Source organism: Prevotella sp. Sow4_E9_plate (assembly GCF_052116205.1).
In the GTDB taxonomy this organism is placed as follows: Bacteria; Bacteroidota; Bacteroidia; order Bacteroidales; family Bacteroidaceae; genus Prevotella.
Map to the genome: position 1 here is coordinate 142,921 of NZ_JBQKLN010000001.1, position 17,968 is coordinate 160,888.

Here is a 17,968-nt window from a genome sequence, read left to right on the forward strand (position 1 = left end):
GCAAAAGTTTTTATTAAAAAAGATTAAAGGGAGAGCGGAATAAGGATAAAATCAAGGAAAAATGCTTAACTTTGCAATCTAAAAAGATAAAAACAGGCGAAATCTATGTCCGCAGGAATGATGAGCGGGCAGGATGAGTCTTTTAAAACATAATAATAGGAGCGTGAAAATAAAACAGGTAGTTGATGCCCTTGAACATTACGCGCCTCTGCCCTTGCAGGAAGGATATGATAATGCCGGCTTGCAAGTTGGATTGACAGAGGCGGTAGAAATGTCAGGGGCATTGTTGTGTCTTGACGTCACTGAAGAGGTGGTGGAGGAGGCTGTTCAAAAGGGATGTAATCTCATCGTTAGCCATCATCCGCTGATATTTCGCAAGTTGGCGAGAATATCAGATGAAAACTACGTTCAACGTACTGTGCGCAAGGCGATTAAGAACGATATTTCTATCGTGTCGATGCATACCAATATGGATGCTGCGACGGGGGGCGTGAACTTCAAGATTGCTGAGAAACTGGGACTGGAAAATGTCAGGTTCTTCGGTGGTGAAAAGGAAGTGGACGGAGTGAAAGGCGGAAATGGAGTTATCGGAGAAATCTCGGATGAGGATATTCGGCAAGCTGCTGAGGCTGGCAAACTTTCTGAAGAGGTGAAGAATCACTTTGCTGAAGGAATTGCTGCTGATGACCTGGTGCTGCTGCTTCGTGAAAGATTCGGTGTAGAGTGCGTGCAGTGTAATCAGCTTCTGCGCCGACCAATCCGCAAGGTGGCGCTTTGTGGCGGTTCGGGCTCCTTCCTGCTGGAAGAGGCTATCCAGGCTGGAGCTGATGCCTTTATCACGGGCGAGATGAGCTATCATGAGTATTTCGGTCATGAACAGGAAATACAGATTTGTGTCATCGGACATTATCAGAGCGAGCAGTTCACCAGCGAAATCTTCCGTAGCATTATCCAGGAACAGTTCCCGGAAGCAAAATGCTATTTCTCGGAAATTAATACGAATCCAATTATATATTTATAAAATAAGGTTTAAAAATTAGATATACAGAATTATGGCAAAGAAAGATCCTACAGATTTGACAGTGGAAGAGAAGTTGAAGACTCTCTATCAGCTTCAGGTTACCTTATCTGGCATTGATCAGAATCGTGAGTTAAGAGGTGAGTTGCCTCTCGAAGTTGAGGATTTGGAAGACGAGATTGCTGGTTTGACAACTCGTATTGAGAATATTCAGCGCGAGATGGAGCAGTTTGACCGTGCAGTATCTCAGAAGCAGCAGGAAATTGCTGATGCGCAGGCTAGCGTAGAGCGCTATCATGCTCAGCTCGAGACTGTAAGCAACAATCGTGAGTATGATACTTTGAGTAAGGAAATCGAGTTCCAGGAGTTGGAAATCGAGCTTTGCAATAAGAAGATTCGCGAGGGATTGCAGCAGATTCGTGAGCGTGAGTTCGACTTGCACAAGGCTGAGGAGCAGAAGGCTGACCGCGAGAAGGGCTTGGTAGAGAAGCGTTCTGAACTGGAAGACATCATGGCTGAAACCCGTGAGGAAGAGGAGCGTTTGAAGGAGAAGGCTCTGGAGCTTGAAAAGAAGATTGAGCCACGTTTGCTCGCTAGCTTCAAGCGTATCCGTAAGGGTGCTCGCAATGGTCTCGGTATCGTATACGTACAGCGTGATGCTTGTGGTGGTTGCTTCAACAAGATTCCACCTCAGCGCCAGTTGGATATCAAGATGCACAAGAAGATTATCCCTTGTGAGTACTGTGGACGTATTCTCATCGACCCGGAATTGGCTGGTATCAAGGTAGCTTCTCCTGCTACTGAAGAGAAGCCAAAGCGCAAGCGCGCTATCCGTAAGAAGAAGGCTGAAGACGGAGAATAAAAAATAGTAAAATAAAAATCGCCCTGAAAGAGTAAAAGCAGCATTTTTCTGGCTTTTACTTTTTCAGGGCGTTTTTTGGTTAGATTCCTCTTGCTTTAAAGATGCGTTCCTTGGCATCGTTTATTTCCTGAAATTTCTTTTCTGCTGCACGGCGTACCTCTTCGCCCAATGCTGCCACCTTGTCGGGATGATGCTTGAGCGCCATCTTGCGATAGGCTGCTTTTACTTCATCATTGGAGGCTTCCGGACTGATGCCGAGAATACGGTAAGCGTCAGCAAGACTGTCTGATGATGAGCCGCTCGCAAGATTGAGCATCTGATCAACGTCTTCTGCTGATAATCCCATGTGGATGGCTACTTCCTTGAGAGCCTGTATCTCAGCTTGGGACACAACACCATCGGCTTGGGCTATCATAACCAGGAAGTTGAGCAACTGAAGACGTTGTTCGTACATCATATTGGAACGTATCTGATGACAGCTGTCTTGAATGACGCTGCGATACTGTTGCATGCCAATACGTTTCTGCTGTTCAAAGAGTTTGAGGAGGATTTCTTCTCCCTGCTGTTTGGCTGCTTCGCCAAAATTCTGTCGGAGGAAGTTGCGTACCAGCTCCATCTCTGAATGCATAATCTTGCCATCGGCATTGATGATGTATGAGGAGAGTACGAGGAGCGAGAACATGAATGAGTTTCGCTCGCCTTCATAGTTTCGGCGCTGCCCGCTGTAGGCTTCATAGGCATTGCTATATTCCCGGTTGTTGTATCCCTCCTTGTTTACCTCGTCCAGTCCGTGGTCGAAAAGAGAGCCTAGGGCAAAGCCAGCCAGGGCTCCAAGAGGGCCGGCGGTGATGAAACCGAGAAATCCGCCTATCCATTTTCCTGCTGCCATAAAAATATCGGTATTTATGAAAGGAATTCTCTTTCTGAATAGAGAAACCGTTCTGTTAATTGAAAAGAAAATGTCCTTCTCTCGTGTCGTCTTGAGCAGAAGGACAATTTTCTGTATCTTTTATGAATATTCCTCTTTAGTTGTTGAAATAATAGAGGAATGATGCGATTCCTGAGAGGGCAGGCTTGCGCTGACCTTCAATCTCAATGCTGAACTTGATGCTGGTCTTACAGATGCCACGAAGGTTCTGGATGTCGTGGAGGGTAGCAACAAGGCGAACACGTGAACCAGTGATGACTGGCTGGCCGAAACGCATCTGGTCCATACCGTAGTTAACGAGCATCTTAAGGTTGTTTACCTCCAGAATCTGCTGCCAGAGATAAGGCAATACTGAGAGGGTAAGATAACCATGAGCGATTGTGCTGTGGTAAGGGCTCTCTACCTTGGCACGCTCTACGTCTACATGGATCCACTGTGGATCGAGAGTTGCATCTGCAAACTTGTTGATACGTTCCTGGTCAATCTGCAACCAGTCTGATTCTCCTAACTTCTCACCGAGGTGAGATGCAAATTCCTCATAGGAATTGATTACTAATTTTGCCATTTTTATCTATTTTGATGTTTATTATTTAATATCTAACATTTAAATAGGCTTGCGCTTTATAAGCTTTGAAGTCTTCACTCTTCATTCTTCACTCTCTTAGTCTCTTCTGAAAATATCGCGAGTATAAACTTTCTCTTCTACATCATCCAGACATTTATCGTATCTGTTGGCGATGATAGCCTGACTCTGCAGCTTGAATGCATCGAGATCATTCACCACCCGGCTGCCGAAGAAGGTGCTTCCGTCTTTCAAGGTTGGCTCATAGATGATGACTTGTGCGCCTTTAGCCTTGATGCGTTTCATCACGCCCTGTATGCTGCTTTGACGGAAGTTGTCGCTGTTACTCTTCATGGTGAGTCGGTATACACCGATGACGCATGATTTCTCTTCTGCCTCGTTATAATTGTTCTGGTTGGCATAGTCATAATAGCCTGCCTTATTGAGCACACGGTCTGCAATGAAATCCTTTCGGGTGCGATTGCTCTCTACAATGGCCTGGATCAGGTTCTCTGGTACGTCTGCGTAGTTTGCCAGCAACTGTTTGGTATCTTTTGGAAGGCAGTAGCCGCCATATCCGAACGAAGGGTTGTTGTAGAATGTGCCGATGCGGGGATCCAACCCTACACCGTCTATGATGGCTTTGGTATCAAGTCCCTTCATCTCGGCATAGGTATCCAACTCGTTGAAGTAGCTTACGCGGAGAGCCAGATAGGTATTGGCGAAGAGTTTTACGGCTTCTGCCTCGGTTAGTCCCATATATAGGGTTTCGATATTTTCCTTGATGGCACCTTCTTGCAAAAGAGCAGCAAAGGTATGGGCAGCCTTGTCTAGTCGTTCATTGTCTTTTGGACGACCAATGATAATGCGGCTAGGGTAGAGGTTGTCGTAAAGTGCCTTGCTCTCCCGTAGAAATTCTGGGGCAAAGAGGATGTTGTTGCAATCCATTTTTTTGCAAATGTTTTCTGTATATCCTACGGGGATGGTACTTTTAATTACCATGATGGCTTCTGGGTTAACCTCTTTTACCAACTGAATGACTTCTTCTACATGGGATGTATCAAAGTAGTTTTTGACAGGGTCATAGTTGGTTGGGGTAGCTATTACAACGAAGTCTGCATCTTTGTAAGCTGCAGCCCCATCGGTTGTTGCTTTGAGATTCAGCTCTTTCTCGGATAAGTACTTTTCTATGTACTCGTCCTGAATTGGAGAGTGGCGGTTATTGATGAGATCCACTTTTTCTTGAATCACATCTACTGCCACAACTTCGTGGTGCTGACTCAGGAGTGTTGCTATACTCAGACCAACATAGCCAGTACCTGCCACAGCTATCTTTTTTATATTGTCGTTTGCCATTTTGCTTTATAACCTATATATTTAGGTACCTTCAATAATGATGAGTACCCATACATTATTAACTATATTTTTTGCAAAGATAGTATAAAAGAGGGAGACTACAAAAAGAAATGGGATTTTTTATCATAAAATAACCCTCTCAAAATTTCCGAATTTTCGAACGGCTGATTAATTGGCCGTAAATTCGCAAATTTTGAAAGGAGATAATATGTGGCTAAAGTGTCAATAAATCCGAATAGTTAGGGATATCTTCAAGAAATAAATATTTTTTACCGTCATAATCCATCTTACAAATATAGTGCTCCAGACCGTTGCTGACGACCAGAAAGTCAACATGAAGTAGGAGATTGTAGGTCGAGACTTGGTCGAAAACTTTTTGAGTGATGGGAATGTGCGGAGCCTTGTATTCTATAATCATTCTGGGTTGAAGTTCCCGGGAGTAGAGAACACTGTCAGCACGCAAAACTTTATCGCCACATTGCAGCTGGATCTCATTGGCGAGTAGGGCAGCAGGGTATCCTTTATGCTCGATAAGAAAGTGGATGAAGTGCTGTCGCACCCATTCTTCTGGAGTGAGTGCGATATATTTTCTTCGTAGAATATCAAGGATTTTTGGTTGCTGCTTAGTACCAGAAATCTTCATTTCGAAAGGTGGTAAATTTAAGCGAATCATTTTTCTATACCTTATTATATATTATATACTTTTATTTTCTCTACCTTATTATATATGTAGTTCGAATAATTTTTGTATCTTTGCATGCAGAAATGCAGGCTGTAATAACTGGCAAAAAGCGAGAATGGAATGCCTGCATGATTGCAGCAAGATTGCTTGTGCAAAAGTACAAAAAATAATTCAATGGCAGAAAAGAAAAGTGGAATAAGTTACGAGCAAATCATAAAAGATTTGAAAGCTCGGAAGTTTGCGCCTGTCTATGTTTTGATGGGTGATGAATCTTTTTATATAGATAAGATCTGTGATTTTATCAGTGAAAATGTGCTTAAACCGGAAGAGCAGGATTTCAATCAAACCGTAGTTTTTGGCGCTGATGTCAATGCAATGCAGGTGGTTGATATGTGCAAAGGCTATCCGATGATGGCTGAATATAGGGTGGTGGTAGTGAAGGAAGCTCAGAATTTGCGGAATTTGGAACCGCTGGAAAAGTATCTCCTGAATCCTGTAAAAACAACAATTCTTGTTTTGTGTCATAAAAACGGAAGTATTGACCGACGGAAGAAGTTTATTCCGCAAGCTGAAAAGGTGGGAGTGGTCTTTGAAAGCAAGAAGCTTTATGACCGTCAGCTACCTGGTTTTATTGAAACGTACCTCAAGAGTAGGAAATCTACAATAGAACCCAAGGCTACTCAGATGATAGCGGATCATATTGGTGCTGATTTGCATCGTCTTACTTCGGAGCTTGATAAGTTGCTCATTTCTCTTCCTGAGAAAGATCGACGTGTCACTCCTGAGTTGGTGGAGAAGGAAATAGGGGTAAGTAAGGATTTCAATGCGTTCGAACTTCGGAGTGCTATTATAAACCGAGATGTTTATAAGGCAAATCTGATAATAAAATATTTTGACGGAAATCCAAAGAGTGGTTCGCTCTATGCGTTACTCCCAATACTCTTCAGTTATTTCCAAAACTTGATGATAGCTTATTATGCACCTAATAAACAGAATGAAAATGAACTCGCAAAATTCTTGGATTTGCGTGGAACTTGGGCAGTGCGTGATTATATCACAGGAATGAGAAACTATTCTGGCATGAAGGTGATGGGAATTATTGATAAGTTTAAGGAGGTAGATGCGAAGAGCAAAGGTCTCGATAATCCATTTACTTCGGCAGGCGAATTAATGAAAGAACTTATATTTTTTATTCTTCACTAGTTGTGGGGTAGAGTAGGCGAGCTTCTGCTGGGAGTTTTCTCTCGACAGAAGCTCGCTTGCGTTTTCTCTCTATTGAACCAGGGTAAGCTGAGTAGCTTCCAACTAGCGTTTAGCTTTGTAAATTCTTGCTGAAAGGGGTGTTTTGAGCAGTAAAAATGAGATTTTTCAGGGTTCTGAAAACGTGTTTTTGGGCTCAAAAATGATAAAAAAGGTGATTTCCTAAGCTAGATGGCTATTTTTGGGATTTAGCTCAAATAGTACATAATATATGTGATTATCAGATATTTATGTAAAATAACCCCTTCCATTACTCGCATATTTTCGTTCATCCCCTCCTATGGGCTAGAATACGACGAAAATGGAAAAATTTACCATTTTCAGTTGCCTGATAATTGACGTTTGTATTTTTTAAGGTTTATGTTTTGAGAGTTTATCAATGTGAATTTATAAAATACAATCCTGTATTTTGGTTTATAAATATAAATACTAGAAAACTAAATTCTTTATAGAGGAATTCATGTTTATAAATATAAATATGAATTTTCGGTTTTATATTGATAAATGTATAAATATTCGTGATAAATGTATATCTTGTATCTTGTTGTAACTCAGTTGTTTATGAGATTGTGTTACTCTATAAACCTAGTTTAATATGTTAGGTAATAGGAAAATAACGTATAAAACGTTATATTAATAATGGTTTGTGTTAGTTATTGATTCATAAATCAGTGAGTTAGGCGAAAATATTAAAGAAATGAATTGTTAAATGTTTTGTTTTTGAAGTTGATATTTATAAATATAAACCTAAAAACCGAAGTAAGGTTGAATAGAATTTTAGATTCGCAAATATAAAGATAAAGTTTAAAAAACTAAAATCTATTGCAAATGTTTGGATATTTCGATTTTTTGTTTTACCTTTGTAAAATCAAACGAAAATGGCGTTAAAAAACGCCTGTTCGGAAATTAAACATAGAAATTAGACATAAGTAAACGATAAAATTTTAGAGTATGAAAGATAGAATCAAACAGCTGATGGATGACCAGCATCTTACTCAGCAAAGCTTTGCTCAGTTGATAGGTAGCACACCTGCAACATTGAGTAATATTTTCAATGGAAAAACCAATCCGTCACTCAGTATTGTGGATGGGATTCATAAGAGTTTTCCTCAAGTAAATGTGTATTGGATACTCTATGGTACTCCTCCTATGTATAATAGTCAGGAGGCTCAGGAGGATGGAAATGAAAGGCTGGCTAATGGTTTAGATCCTATGAATGAAAGCTTAGCGGCGAAAGCAGGAAGCATGACGGGTAGTTCCACCAGACCTGTAGGTTCTTCTGTAGAAGCTACTCTTGATTTTGGTGCGGCTAGTAGTACTGGCTCCCCTACTTCCCCATCGCTTTTTGAGCAGCCTCAAATGCAAGGTGTAAACCGTACACCTAAAAATATTGCTCAAACGGCGGTAAAGTATGTGGACAAACAACAGAGAAAGATTACTGAGATTCGTATTTTCTATGATGATCAGACTTGGGAGACCTTTGTTCCTAAAAAGTAAAAGTCAGAACTTTCGAATGTGGTTCAAGTACGGCTTGATGATTTAAAAACTTCTTGCTCATGGTTGTGCCCAAGTTATAATTGAAGTCGTCAAGGCGTCCTGGGTGGTTAGAAAATCTGAAAAAAAACTTAGTTTCTTTTCGTTAAGTCAGATTTTTGGTGTACCTTTGCATTTAGAAGTCACGTGTGCATGGTTTGTTTGAAAGAATGCAATAGCGTGCATATACATATTATATATAATAAGCATATAAAATTAGCATTAAGATGAAAAAATATGTTCTCGACCTAAAGGTAGTTTCTGTTGAAGCGCTCAGCGATAAGCACGTTTTGATAAAGCTTACCGATGAAAAGCCTTTGCCGGAAATTTTGCCTGGCCAATTTGTAGAAGTAAAGGTAGAGCATTCGTCTACCACAATGCTTCGTCGTCCTATCTCCATTAATTATGTGGATCGTGAAAATAATCAGCTTTGGTTGCTTGTGGCAATGGTTGGAGATGGCACTCGTCAGCTCGGACAGTTGAAGGCCGGTGATTCTCTCAACTGTATGTTGCCTCTTGGTAATGGCTTTACAATGCCTTCTGAAAAGAGTCAGAAATTTCTGCTTGTTGGTGGTGGCGTAGGTGTAGCTCCACTTCTATATTTTGGTAAACTTATCAAGGATTTTGGAGCTGAGGTTGTGTTCCTGTTGGGAGCACGTTCTGCAAAAGATTTGCTTGAACTGAATGAATTTGCTAAGATCGGTAAGGTTTGTATTACTACCGAAGATGGTTCTGCGGGCGAAATAGGCTTTGTGACCAATCACTCCGTTTTAGAGAATGAGAAGTTTGATATGATTTCTACTTGTGGTCCTAAGCCGATGATGGTAAGCGTGGCTCGCTTTGCAAAGAAGGCAGATGTAGAATGTGAGGTCTCTCTGGAGAATAAGATGGCTTGCGGTGTTGGTGCTTGCCTCTGTTGTGTAGAGAAAACTACTGAAGGAAATCAGTGTGTTTGTAAGGATGGTCCTGTCATCAATATCAAAAAACTCACTTGGGATATTTAGTGAAGCAGGAAAATAAAGAATGAAGTTGCCTCTTGCTCTAACGGTGGGTGGGAAAAGTGAAGAAACTTTTTACATTAGAGTGGGAAACGGTATCGGAAAATCTTTGTTTTGTAAAAACATTTTTAATGATTATTAAAAGATTATGGCTGATTTAAGTGTAAATATAAAGGATTTGAAATTGAAGAATCCTGTGATGACTGCATCGGGTACTTTCGGCTACGGCTTGGAGTTTGCTGATTTTGTTCCATTAGAGGATATCGGTGGTATTATCGTTAAAGGTACAACTCTGGAACCTCGTGAGGGAAATGACTATCCACGTATGGCTGAAACACCTCAGGGAATGCTTAATTGCGTGGGACTTCAGAATAAGGGCGTAGATTATTTCTGCGAACATATCTATCCTCAGATAAAAGATATTGATACCAATATGATTGTGAATGTGAGTGGGCATTCGCCTGAAAGCTATGCAGAGTGTGCTGCGCGCATCAATGAACTGGAGAAGATTCCTGCTATCGAGCTGAATATCTCTTGTCCAAACGTGAAAGATGGCGGTATGGCATTCGGTGTTACTTGTGAAGGTGCCGCAAGCGTTGTGAAAGCTGTTAGAAAGGCATATCATAAGACGCTTATCGTGAAGCTTTCTCCTAACGTAACCAATATTGCTGATATTGCCCGTGCTGTAGAGGCAGAGGGCGCAGACTCTGTTTCACTTATCAATACTTTGATGGGTATGGCTGTTGATATTGAGAAGCGTCAGCCTTTGTTGAGTATTCGTACAGGCGGCTTGAGCGGTCCTTGCGTGAAACCTGTGGCTTTGCGTATGGTTTGGGATGTTGCGCATGCTGTGAAGATTCCTGTAGTTGGTTTGGGTGGTATACAGAATGCCAAGGATGCTATCGAATTCCTGATGTGTGGAGCAACGGCTATTGAGATTGGTACTGCCAATTTTGTTGATCCTGCGGTTACGAAGAAGGTAAAGGATGGCATTAATGAATGGCTTGATGCACACGGATGTGCTTCTGTTACCGAAATCATTGGTGCCATCTCGTAGTTTTTCACATTAATTATATAGAAGGATAATATGGATTTAAATGAGATGAATCCTGTGCTCTTGATTGCTACCCTGACTCAACAGATTGTGGAGCAGGAGAAGATAGCTGAGGCTGAAGTCGGAAATGCAGAAAACAAGACTGCCCTGAGTGAAAATCTTCTGAAGCGTGGGCGGCTGTTGATGCAGATGGGTGACAAGGAAGGAGCACAGAAGGATATGCAGCGATATCTGCAACTGAATCCTGAAAAGATAGAAGAGTTGACAGGTGAGTTTAAGGCAGAAGGTAGAGAACACTGTCATTAGACTCAGTTTCCGTCAGAAATGAGTAACAGGAATCTATTTTCTTCTGATAAAAATCTGCAAGCAATCAGTTTTTTCTGATAAAAATCTGCTGAAAAAAATGCTTTAGAACAGAAAATATAAGCAAAATTCAGAAAAAAGTGACAAATTGTTTGGTGGTGTCAGATAAAAGTGTTACTTTTGCAGTCGTAATATTAACAATTAAAATAATAAGACAATGAAGAAGTTGAACGCATACTTTTTTAGCTATTACTTTTACTTTGCAAGCGATTGTAAAGCGGGAAGTTGCGTGTAAATTTCAACTTAGGATATTAGATTCTTTGAAATCATCGAAACGGTCCCGCTCTATACAGAGTTGGACCGTTTTTCGTAAATGTTCTTAAGTAAACATTGGGTTAGAGATAAGAAACAAGGCAATGAAGAGAATAGCAATACAAGGAGAGTTGGGATCTTTCCACGACATCGCTGCCCATCAGTATTTCGAGGGTGAGCAGATAGAGCTGATATGTTGCGCCACTTTCGAAGGGGTGTTTGAGAATATCAAGCGCGATCCAACCGTGGTTGGTATCTGTGCCATAGAGAATACGATTGCGGGAAGTTTGCTTCACAACTATGAGTTGTTGCGGGAGAGCGGCACGACTGTTGTGGGAGAACATAAACTTCATATAGAGCATAGCATCTGCTGCTTGCCTGATGATGACTGGAGTTCCCTCCAGGAAGTTCATTCTCATCCTGTGGCTTTGATGCAGTGCGGTAAGTTTCTTGCCAATCATCCGGACTTAAAGGCTGTGGAAGCAGAGGATACTGCCGGATCTGCAGCTTATATAGCTCAGCATAAGGTGCATGGATGGGCTGCTATCTGTTCTGCCTATGCTGCCCACATGTATGGTATGAAGGTATTACAGGAGGAAATCCACGATAATCCGCACAACTATACCCGGTTCCTCGTGGTCTGCAATCCGCAGAAGGCGGCCCTGCTTCGTCCTGTCGAGAAAGCAAACAAGGCTAGTATCGTCTTCAGCTTACCTCATACTGAAGGATCGCTCTCCAAGGTACTCACCATTCTTAGTTTCTATGACATCAATCTGACGAAGATTCAGTCGTTGCCGAACATCGGACATGAATGGGAATATCTCTTCTATGTGGATCTTACCTATGATAATTTGACACGTTATCGCCAAAGTATTGATGCCATCACACCACTGGTAAAGGAAATCAAGGTCCTTGGTGAATACGAGGAGAAGGAATAGATTGAAATGAATAGTTAATAGTTGACAGTTAAGAATTAAAAATAAGAATTATGATACAACCAGCCAATAGAGTAACGGAAATACAGGAATACTACTTCAGTCGCAAGCTGAAGGAAGTGGCTAAGTTAAATGCCGAGGGCATGGACATTATCAGCCTTGCCATTGGAAGTCCAGACATGCCGCCTTCTAAGCAGACTATCGATAAGCTCTGCGAGGTAGCCAATAATCCTAACGCACATGGTTATCAGCCTACAGTGGGCATACCGGAATTGCGTAAGGCTATGGCTGGATTTTATAAGCGTTGGTATGATGTAGACCTTGACTGGGCTACGGAAATCCAGCCGCTTATCGGTAGCAAAGAGGGTATTCTGCACGTAACGCTTGCATTCTGCAATCCTGGTGATGAGGTACTCATTCCTAATCCAGGTTATCCAACCTATACAGCCATCAACAAGATTCTTGGAACCAAGATTACCTATTACGACCTGAGAGAGGACAACGGATGGCAGCCTGATTTCGATGCCCTGGAGAAGATGGACCTGAGCCACGTCAAGCTGATGTGGACCAACTATCCTAACATGCCGACAGGCGGTGTGGCGAAGCGCGAAACCTACGAAAAGCTGGTGGCATTCGCCCAGAAGCACAACATAGTGGTGGTGAACGACAACCCATATTCGCTCATCCTCAACGAGCACCCAATGAGCATCATGCAGGTGCCGGGAGCCAAGGACTGCTGCATCGAGTTCAATTCCCTGAGCAAGAGCCACAACATGCCAGGCTGGCGTGTGGCGATGATTTCGAGCAATAAGACATTTATTTCTTGGATTCTGAAAGTGAAGAGCAATATCGATAACGGATCCTTCCGTGGTATCCAACTTGCTGCAGCTGAAGCTATGCTCAATAATACTGATGAGTGGCATCGTGAGAATAATATTGCTAATTATCGCCGTCGCCGTGATATTGCAGAAGAAATCATGAAGGTGCTCGATTGCAAATTTGATCCTAATCAGGTGGGAATGTTCCTCTGGGGTAAGATATCCGAGAAGTATACAGAGGTCGAAGATCTCACTGAGAAGATTCTCCATGAGGCTCGTGTGTTTATCACACCAGGATTTATCTTCGGAAGTAATGGCAAGCGATATATCCGTATCAGCCTCTGTGCCAAGGATGAAAAAATGAAGGAGGCATTGGAAAGAATTAAAAAAGTATTTGAATCATAAGAACATAAAAATATACGACTATGGAATTAGAATTAGAACCATTGAATTTTCCTAGTGACCAGGAACGCCCTTGTATCATTGCAGGTCCATGCTCTGCAGAGACAGAAGAGCAAGTGATGACTACCGCAAAACAGTTGGCAGCTAAGGGTTGCCACATGTTCCGCGCAGGTGTTTGGAAGCCACGTACCAAACCAGGAGGTTTCGAGGGAAATGGCGAGGTTGCTTTACCTTGGATGAAGCAGGTAAAGGAGGAGACTGGTATGTTCACTGCTACTGAGGTGGCTACTCCTGAGCATGTAGAGCTCGCCTTGAAATATGGAATCGACATTCTCTGGGTAGGTGCACGTACATCTGCCAACCCATTTGCCATGCAGGCTCTTGCTGATAGCTTGAAGGGCGTGGATGTACCGGTATTGGTAAAGAATCCTGTTAATCCAGACCTCGAACTTTGGATTGGTGCTCTCCAGCGTATTAATCAGGCTGGCATCAAGAAGCTTGGTGCTATCCACCGTGGTTTCTCAAGTTTCGATAAGAAAATTTATCGTAATCTTCCAATGTGGCAGATTCCAATAGAATTGCACCGTCGCCTGCCTCAGTTGCCTATCATTTGTGATCCTAGCCATATCGGTGGTCGTCGCGATTTGATAGCTCCTCTTTGCCAGCAGGCAATGGACTTAGGTTTTGATGGTCTTATCGTTGAAAGCCATTGCAATCCTGACGATGCATGGAGTGATGCTAAGCAGCAGGTTACTCCAGAAATCCTGGATTACATTTTGAGTCTGCTCGTTGTTCGTGATGAGCATTACTCTACTGAGGGCTTACATCAGTTGCGTGGCCAGATTGATGAGTGTGACAACCAGTTGATGGATCTCTTGGCTAAGCGTATGCGTATATGCCGTGAGATTGGTACTTACAAGAAGGAGCATAATATGACTATCGTTCAGACTAATCGTTATAATGAGATTCTGGATAAGAGAGGTGCTCAGGCTTCTCTCTGTGGTATGAGTCCTGAGTTTGCTGCTCAGATTTTTGAGCACATTCACGAAGAGAGTGTTCGTCAGCAGTTGGAAATTTTGAATCAGAAGTAAATTAAGTGAAGAGTGAAGAACGAAGAGTGGAGAATCCAAATGCTTTGAGGGCTTGGGTTCTTTGCTGTAGTTTTTTCGTTTAAACAAATGATGCTGTAGAATTCTTTGTTCATCACTCTTCACTCTTCACTTGAAAAATATGAGAATATTAATCATGGGAGCAGGAAAGATGGGAAGTTTCTTCATCGACCTGCTCAGCTTTGATCACGAGGTGGCAGTTTTCGAGAAGGATGCCAAGCGTCTGCGTTTCACATATAACTGCTACCGCTTTACTAAAATGGAGGAGATAGAGATGTTCCGTCCTGAGCTTGTCATCAATGCTGTGACGGTAAGATACACTCTTTCTGCCTTTGAAGAGGTGTTGCCACATCTCTCTCACGACTGTATCATTTCGGATATTGCATCTGTAAAGACTGGTTTGCAGGAATTCTATGAAAAGAGTGGTTTCCGATTTGTGAGTACGCACCCGATGTTTGGTCCTACTTTCGCCAATTTGAATCAGCTTTCTGAAGAGAATGCCGTTATTATCAAAGAGGGTGACTATATGGGTAAAATCTTCTTTAAGGATCTGTATCAGAAGTTGGGATTGAGTCTTCATGAATATACTTTTGATGAGCATGACCAGACGGTGGCTTATTCGTTGAGTATTCCTTTTGTAAGTACTTTCGTATTTGCTGCGGTTATGAAACATCAGGATGCACCTGGTACAACCTTCAAGCGTCACATGCAGATTGCCAAGGGGGTATTGAACGAGGATGATTATCTGTTGCAGGAAATTCTCTTCAACCCATATACTAGTGGTCAGGTAGCACAGATTCGCGAGGAGCTCGCTGAATTGATTGATATCATCGATCATAAGGATGCCAAACGCATGAAGGTTTTCCTCACAAAGATTAGAAATCATGTGAAGGAAGATATTGAAATCAAGAAATCATAATAGTTAATTATAATAAGTCTTATAGGGAGTCTTGTATGGGAATATTGGACTCTCTTTTTTTTAAAAAAAAGATTGTAAAACATTAAAGAAGAGTAGTAATGGACGAACAGACAAGTCAGAAAGGAATAGATATGAATGAGCAGCAAACTCAGGTTGATACCTCTGCCGCTTTTCAGGTTGTAAACGAGGGCTTCTCTACCCGTGAGGCGATAGAGGAAGCCAAACGTTGCCTTCACTGCAAGATTCCGCAGTGTAAGAAGGGATGTCCTATTGAAAACGACATTCCTGACTTTGTGCATGAACTCTCTATGGGTAACATGGGTGCTGCAATGAGTATCCTCAATGCAAAAACAAATCTGCCTGCTATCTGCGGACGTGTATGCCCTCATGAGAAGCAGTGCCAAGGTCATTGTGTGCTGGGAAAGAAGGGTAAGCCTGTACAGATAGGAAAACTGGAACAGTTTGTTGCTGATTTTGATACGAAGATGAAACTTTCCCGTGAACGCTTGCCACAGAAGACCCGTGGTCGTATAGCTGTCATTGGTTCTGGTCCTGCAGGTTTGACTGTTGCGGGCGATTTGGCTCGTCAGGGTTTTAATGTTACTATTTTTGAGAGACAGGCAGAGCCGGGAGGAGTCTTGATGTATGGTATTCCTGAGTATCGTTTGCCTAAGAGCGTTGTACGTGATGAGATCAGTAAGATTGAGGCATTGGGTGTTCAGTTTATTACCAACTGTATGGTAGGTGAGAACAATGTTACGATAGACAGTCTTTTCCGTGCAGGCTATGATGCCATCTTTATGGGAACAGGTACCAGTGTACCTCAAAATATGGATTCCACTCCAGGTTCAAACCTTCACGGTGTCAGCCAGAGTACATATTTCCTGCACAATGTAAATGCCTATAACGAAGGAGCTTTGACTCGTGATATGGTGCCTTTGCGTGATGGAGAAAGGGTTGGTGTGATTGGTGGTGGTAATGTGGCTATGGATGCTGCTCGTACTGCCATTCGTCTCGGTGCTGATGTAACCGTGCTTTATCGTAAGACGCAGGAAGAGATGCCTGCCATCAAAAGTGAGTATGAGGAAGCGCTCAAGGAAGGGGTGAAATTTGAGTGGAAGACCACCGTTGAAGCTTTCCTCAAAGGTAAAAATGGCCGTCTTGGAAGTTGTGTATTGAATACTCCTGAGGGCGAAAGAGTTGAAAAGTTCGATCGTATTTATCTGGCCATTGGTTCGAGACCTGCCAACCGTATTGTGTCTACTACTGAGGGTATAGAGGTAGATGAGAAGGGATACGTAAAGGTGGTGGAGCGTCCTTTCGGTATGACAACCCGTCGCGGTGTTTTTGCCGGAGGTGATGTGGTCCACCGTCCTCAGACTGTTGTCTTGGCAATGAAAGCAGCCAAGGAAGTGGCACAGGGTATCGCTCAGTATGTGGATGCCATCAAGTTGCTTGAAGAGGCTAAGCGTATTGAGAAGCAGGGTATTGCAGAATAAATCCCTTATTTGCAGACTGGCGACTCTGGTATATTTTATAGGGGCACCTTTGTTTCTTTGATAGAGACTGAGATGTCCCTATATTTTTTATAGTTCTCATCAATTTGCTAGCATTACTTCCCTCCCCGTTGGGATAGGAATATCATTCTCTTTGAATGACGCTGCAAAGATACGAAATCTGAAAACGCTACTTCATACTTCCTCATACTTTCTCACACTTAGATTATGGTTCACCGAGAAAAAAGAGCAGGACGCTTCCTGTTTGGTATTACTTCTTATCTCCATGCTGCTTTTGAAGTATAAGTATCATACTTATGAGGTGAAAGTGACATACTTATGGGATGAAAGTATCATACTTAGTCCTCGACAGTAACCGCAGGGCGTTTTTTGCAAATCTGAACTCTGAATGCTGAATACTGAAAAAAAACTGCGTTAAATATGTGTTAAATATATAGTGTAACTATTTATATATCATTTCTTTATATTCTTTCTTGCTCGCGCTGTATATCAAAGATGTAAAACCGATAAGTTCAGCTTCAGATGTTCAGAAATCTGTTACGAAAATAAAAAAAAGAGGATTTACTCTTTAAATGAACTTAAACTTCTTAAGGAAATCTAAGGAGTATCAGATTTTATCATTACTTTTGTATTTAAAAGAACAACATAAAGCAAAGATATTTGCTACGAACAATGAAAAGATAAAAACTGAGGAAATAAACATGAAACGAATGATATTGATTTTTGTAGTATTGCTTGCTATGATAGGGCAGGTTGCCTATGCGCAGAAGACATGTGTCATCGCATCGGCAGAAGATCATGTGCCTATCCGTGAAGCACTTATCCATACCAACAACAATCATTGGGCGAGAACCGATTATCGGGGCTATTGGACGATGCGCTACCAGTTTGACTCTGCAACAGTATCTAAACCTGGTTATGTGAAGGCAACTATTCGATACAAGGAATTGCCTGATACAGTGTTTCTCTTACCGGAAGCCAAGCAGTTGGGTGAGGTAACCGTTTGGGGCAAGAACCAGGAAAACGTCGGCAAGGTGAAGAGCCAGGCCTGCCAGGAAGCTGTGGAGGCAGGCAGAAATGCCGCACTGGGACATACCCGTCTGGTAGGCTTCGACCTGGGCAACATGATGGACAGTCAGGGGCGTCGCGACCAGAAACATCTGAAGGAGGCCAGGAAGGTGTTCTCGAAGATGGAAAACAAGGATCCGCTCATCAATGCCTACGAAAAAGCTACGGGAAAGAAGTATGAACTGAATAATCCTATCAATCTGAGCGCTAACAAGAAAGAAACTTTGGAAAAGCAGGATGAGACCAAGCAGGAATCATCAGAGAAAATGCTTCCAAATGTTCAAAATGAAGCAAAAGAGCAAGAAAATGAAAAATAATTGAGATTGAGTTGG

At 42.2% G+C, this 17,968-nt stretch carries 17 protein-coding genes; 13 read left to right on the forward strand and 4 right to left on the reverse strand.

The window, feature by feature from the left end; all coding sequences use genetic code 11:
• The first annotated feature begins 163 nt into the window (after positions 1-163).
• Both ACTQ53_RS00535 and ACTQ53_RS00540 read left to right on the forward strand, forming a co-directional pair.
• On the forward strand, positions 164-1,021 hold the full coding sequence (locus ACTQ53_RS00535) for a Nif3-like dinuclear metal center hexameric protein (RefSeq protein WP_441931648.1): 858 nt from the start codon (positions 164-166) through the stop codon (positions 1,019-1,021).
• A gap of 31 nt (positions 1,022-1,052) precedes the next feature.
• The gene (locus ACTQ53_RS00540; RefSeq protein WP_153123149.1) at positions 1,053-1,880 is read left to right on the forward strand and encodes a zinc ribbon domain-containing protein; all 828 of its coding nucleotides are present in this window, start codon (positions 1,053-1,055) and stop codon (positions 1,878-1,880) included.
• Positions 1,881-1,959: 79 nt separating this feature from the next.
• Here ACTQ53_RS00540 and ACTQ53_RS00545 read toward each other — a convergent pair whose 3' ends face one another.
• The 4 genes from ACTQ53_RS00545 to ACTQ53_RS00560 form a co-directional block, all read right to left on the reverse strand.
• Positions 1,960-2,769, reverse strand: coding sequence for a TerB family tellurite resistance protein (locus ACTQ53_RS00545; protein ID WP_441931649.1), 810 nt, complete (start codon positions 2,767-2,769; stop codon positions 1,960-1,962).
• Positions 2,770-2,905: 136 nt separating this feature from the next.
• Complete coding sequence (locus ACTQ53_RS00550) at positions 2,906-3,373, reverse strand: MaoC family dehydratase (RefSeq protein ID WP_153123145.1); 468 nt, start codon at positions 3,371-3,373, stop codon at positions 2,906-2,908.
• A gap of 96 nt (positions 3,374-3,469) precedes the next feature.
• Positions 3,470-4,726: a nucleotide sugar dehydrogenase gene (locus ACTQ53_RS00555; protein ID WP_441931650.1), complete on the reverse strand. Its 1,257-nt coding sequence runs from the start codon at positions 4,724-4,726 to the stop codon at positions 3,470-3,472.
• Positions 4,727-4,940: 214 nt separating this feature from the next.
• Positions 4,941-5,399, reverse strand: a complete 459-nt coding sequence (locus ACTQ53_RS00560) for a type I restriction enzyme HsdR N-terminal domain-containing protein (RefSeq protein WP_153123141.1) — start codon at positions 5,397-5,399, stop codon at positions 4,941-4,943.
• A 183-nt stretch (positions 5,400-5,582) separates the two neighbouring features.
• Here ACTQ53_RS00560 and holA point away from each other — a divergent pair, with 183 nt between their 5' ends.
• The 11 genes from holA (at position 5,583) to ACTQ53_RS00615 (ending at position 17,953) form a co-directional block, all read left to right on the forward strand.
• Positions 5,583-6,611 carry a DNA polymerase III subunit delta gene (gene holA / locus ACTQ53_RS00565; RefSeq protein WP_178403757.1) on the forward strand — a complete coding sequence of 343 codons (1,029 nt, stop codon included), beginning with the start codon at positions 5,583-5,585 and terminating at the stop codon, positions 6,609-6,611.
• A gap of 1,008 nt (positions 6,612-7,619) precedes the next feature.
• Positions 7,620-8,165 carry a helix-turn-helix domain-containing protein gene (locus tag ACTQ53_RS00570; RefSeq protein ID WP_294970121.1) on the forward strand — a complete coding sequence of 182 codons (546 nt, stop codon included), beginning with the start codon at positions 7,620-7,622 and terminating at the stop codon, positions 8,163-8,165.
• Positions 8,166-8,428: 263 nt separating this feature from the next.
• Positions 8,429-9,205 (forward strand): dihydroorotate dehydrogenase electron transfer subunit, encoded by a 777-nt coding sequence (locus ACTQ53_RS00575; protein WP_295346522.1) that lies wholly within the window; start codon positions 8,429-8,431, stop codon positions 9,203-9,205.
• Between the two features lie 142 nt (positions 9,206-9,347).
• The gene (locus ACTQ53_RS00580) at positions 9,348-10,256 is read left to right on the forward strand and encodes a dihydroorotate dehydrogenase (RefSeq protein ID WP_441931651.1); all 909 of its coding nucleotides are present in this window, start codon (positions 9,348-9,350) and stop codon (positions 10,254-10,256) included.
• 30 nt (positions 10,257-10,286) lie between these two features.
• Positions 10,287-10,559, forward strand: coding sequence for a tetratricopeptide repeat protein (locus ACTQ53_RS00585; RefSeq protein WP_294970130.1), 273 nt, complete (start codon positions 10,287-10,289; stop codon positions 10,557-10,559).
• A gap of 413 nt (positions 10,560-10,972) precedes the next feature.
• Positions 10,973-11,806: a prephenate dehydratase gene (locus ACTQ53_RS00590; protein WP_295346520.1), complete on the forward strand. Its 834-nt coding sequence runs from the start codon at positions 10,973-10,975 to the stop codon at positions 11,804-11,806.
• A 50-nt stretch (positions 11,807-11,856) separates the two neighbouring features.
• Positions 11,857-13,026 carry a pyridoxal phosphate-dependent aminotransferase gene (locus tag ACTQ53_RS00595; protein ID WP_441931652.1) on the forward strand — a complete coding sequence of 390 codons (1,170 nt, stop codon included), beginning with the start codon at positions 11,857-11,859 and terminating at the stop codon, positions 13,024-13,026.
• Positions 13,027-13,046: 20 nt separating this feature from the next.
• Positions 13,047-14,114, forward strand: coding sequence for a bifunctional 3-deoxy-7-phosphoheptulonate synthase/chorismate mutase type II (locus tag ACTQ53_RS00600; RefSeq protein ID WP_294970136.1), 1,068 nt, complete (start codon positions 13,047-13,049; stop codon positions 14,112-14,114).
• Positions 14,115-14,253: 139 nt separating this feature from the next.
• Positions 14,254-15,051 (forward strand): prephenate dehydrogenase/arogenate dehydrogenase family protein, encoded by a 798-nt coding sequence (locus ACTQ53_RS00605; protein WP_294970139.1) that lies wholly within the window; start codon positions 14,254-14,256, stop codon positions 15,049-15,051.
• Between the two features lie 131 nt (positions 15,052-15,182).
• On the forward strand, positions 15,183-16,550 hold the full coding sequence (locus ACTQ53_RS00610) for an NAD(P)-dependent oxidoreductase (RefSeq protein WP_441931689.1): 1,368 nt from the start codon (positions 15,183-15,185) through the stop codon (positions 16,548-16,550).
• A 719-nt stretch (positions 16,551-17,269) separates the two neighbouring features.
• On the forward strand, positions 17,270-17,953 hold the full coding sequence (locus ACTQ53_RS00615) for a hypothetical protein (RefSeq protein WP_441931653.1): 684 nt from the start codon (positions 17,270-17,272) through the stop codon (positions 17,951-17,953).
• Positions 17,954-17,968: the final 15 nt, after the last annotated feature.

Bases quoted from the DNA above. Each gene is read 5' to 3' on its own strand.
- ACTQ53_RS00545 (WP_441931649.1), bottom strand. From the start codon at position 2,769: ATGGCAGCAGGAAAATGGATAGGCGGATTTCTCGGTTTCATCACCGCC.
- ACTQ53_RS00540 (WP_153123149.1), top strand. From the start codon at position 1,053: ATGGCAAAGAAAGATCCTACAGATTTGACAGTGGAAGAGAAGTTGAAG.
- ACTQ53_RS00550 (WP_153123145.1), bottom strand. From the start codon at position 3,373: ATGGCAAAATTAGTAATCAATTCCTATGAGGAATTTGCATCTCACCTC.
- ACTQ53_RS00590 (WP_295346520.1), top strand. From the start codon at position 10,973: ATGAAGAGAATAGCAATACAAGGAGAGTTGGGATCTTTCCACGACATC.
- ACTQ53_RS00585 (WP_294970130.1), top strand. From the start codon at position 10,287: ATGGATTTAAATGAGATGAATCCTGTGCTCTTGATTGCTACCCTGACT.
- ACTQ53_RS00570 (WP_294970121.1), top strand. From the start codon at position 7,620: ATGAAAGATAGAATCAAACAGCTGATGGATGACCAGCATCTTACTCAG.
- ACTQ53_RS00615 (WP_441931653.1), top strand. From the start codon at position 17,270: ATGAAACGAATGATATTGATTTTTGTAGTATTGCTTGCTATGATAGGG.
- ACTQ53_RS00560 (WP_153123141.1), bottom strand. From the start codon at position 5,399: ATGATTCGCTTAAATTTACCACCTTTCGAAATGAAGATTTCTGGTACT.
- ACTQ53_RS00555 (WP_441931650.1), bottom strand. From the start codon at position 4,726: ATGGCAAACGACAATATAAAAAAGATAGCTGTGGCAGGTACTGGCTAT.
- ACTQ53_RS00610 (WP_441931689.1), top strand. From the start codon at position 15,183: ATGAATGAGCAGCAAACTCAGGTTGATACCTCTGCCGCTTTTCAGGTT.
- ACTQ53_RS00605 (WP_294970139.1), top strand. From the start codon at position 14,254: ATGAGAATATTAATCATGGGAGCAGGAAAGATGGGAAGTTTCTTCATC.
- ACTQ53_RS00595 (WP_441931652.1), top strand. From the start codon at position 11,857: ATGATACAACCAGCCAATAGAGTAACGGAAATACAGGAATACTACTTC.
- ACTQ53_RS00575 (WP_295346522.1), top strand. From the start codon at position 8,429: ATGAAAAAATATGTTCTCGACCTAAAGGTAGTTTCTGTTGAAGCGCTC.
- ACTQ53_RS00580 (WP_441931651.1), top strand. From the start codon at position 9,348: ATGGCTGATTTAAGTGTAAATATAAAGGATTTGAAATTGAAGAATCCT.
- holA (WP_178403757.1), top strand. From the start codon at position 5,583: ATGGCAGAAAAGAAAAGTGGAATAAGTTACGAGCAAATCATAAAAGAT.
- ACTQ53_RS00600 (WP_294970136.1), top strand. From the start codon at position 13,047: ATGGAATTAGAATTAGAACCATTGAATTTTCCTAGTGACCAGGAACGC.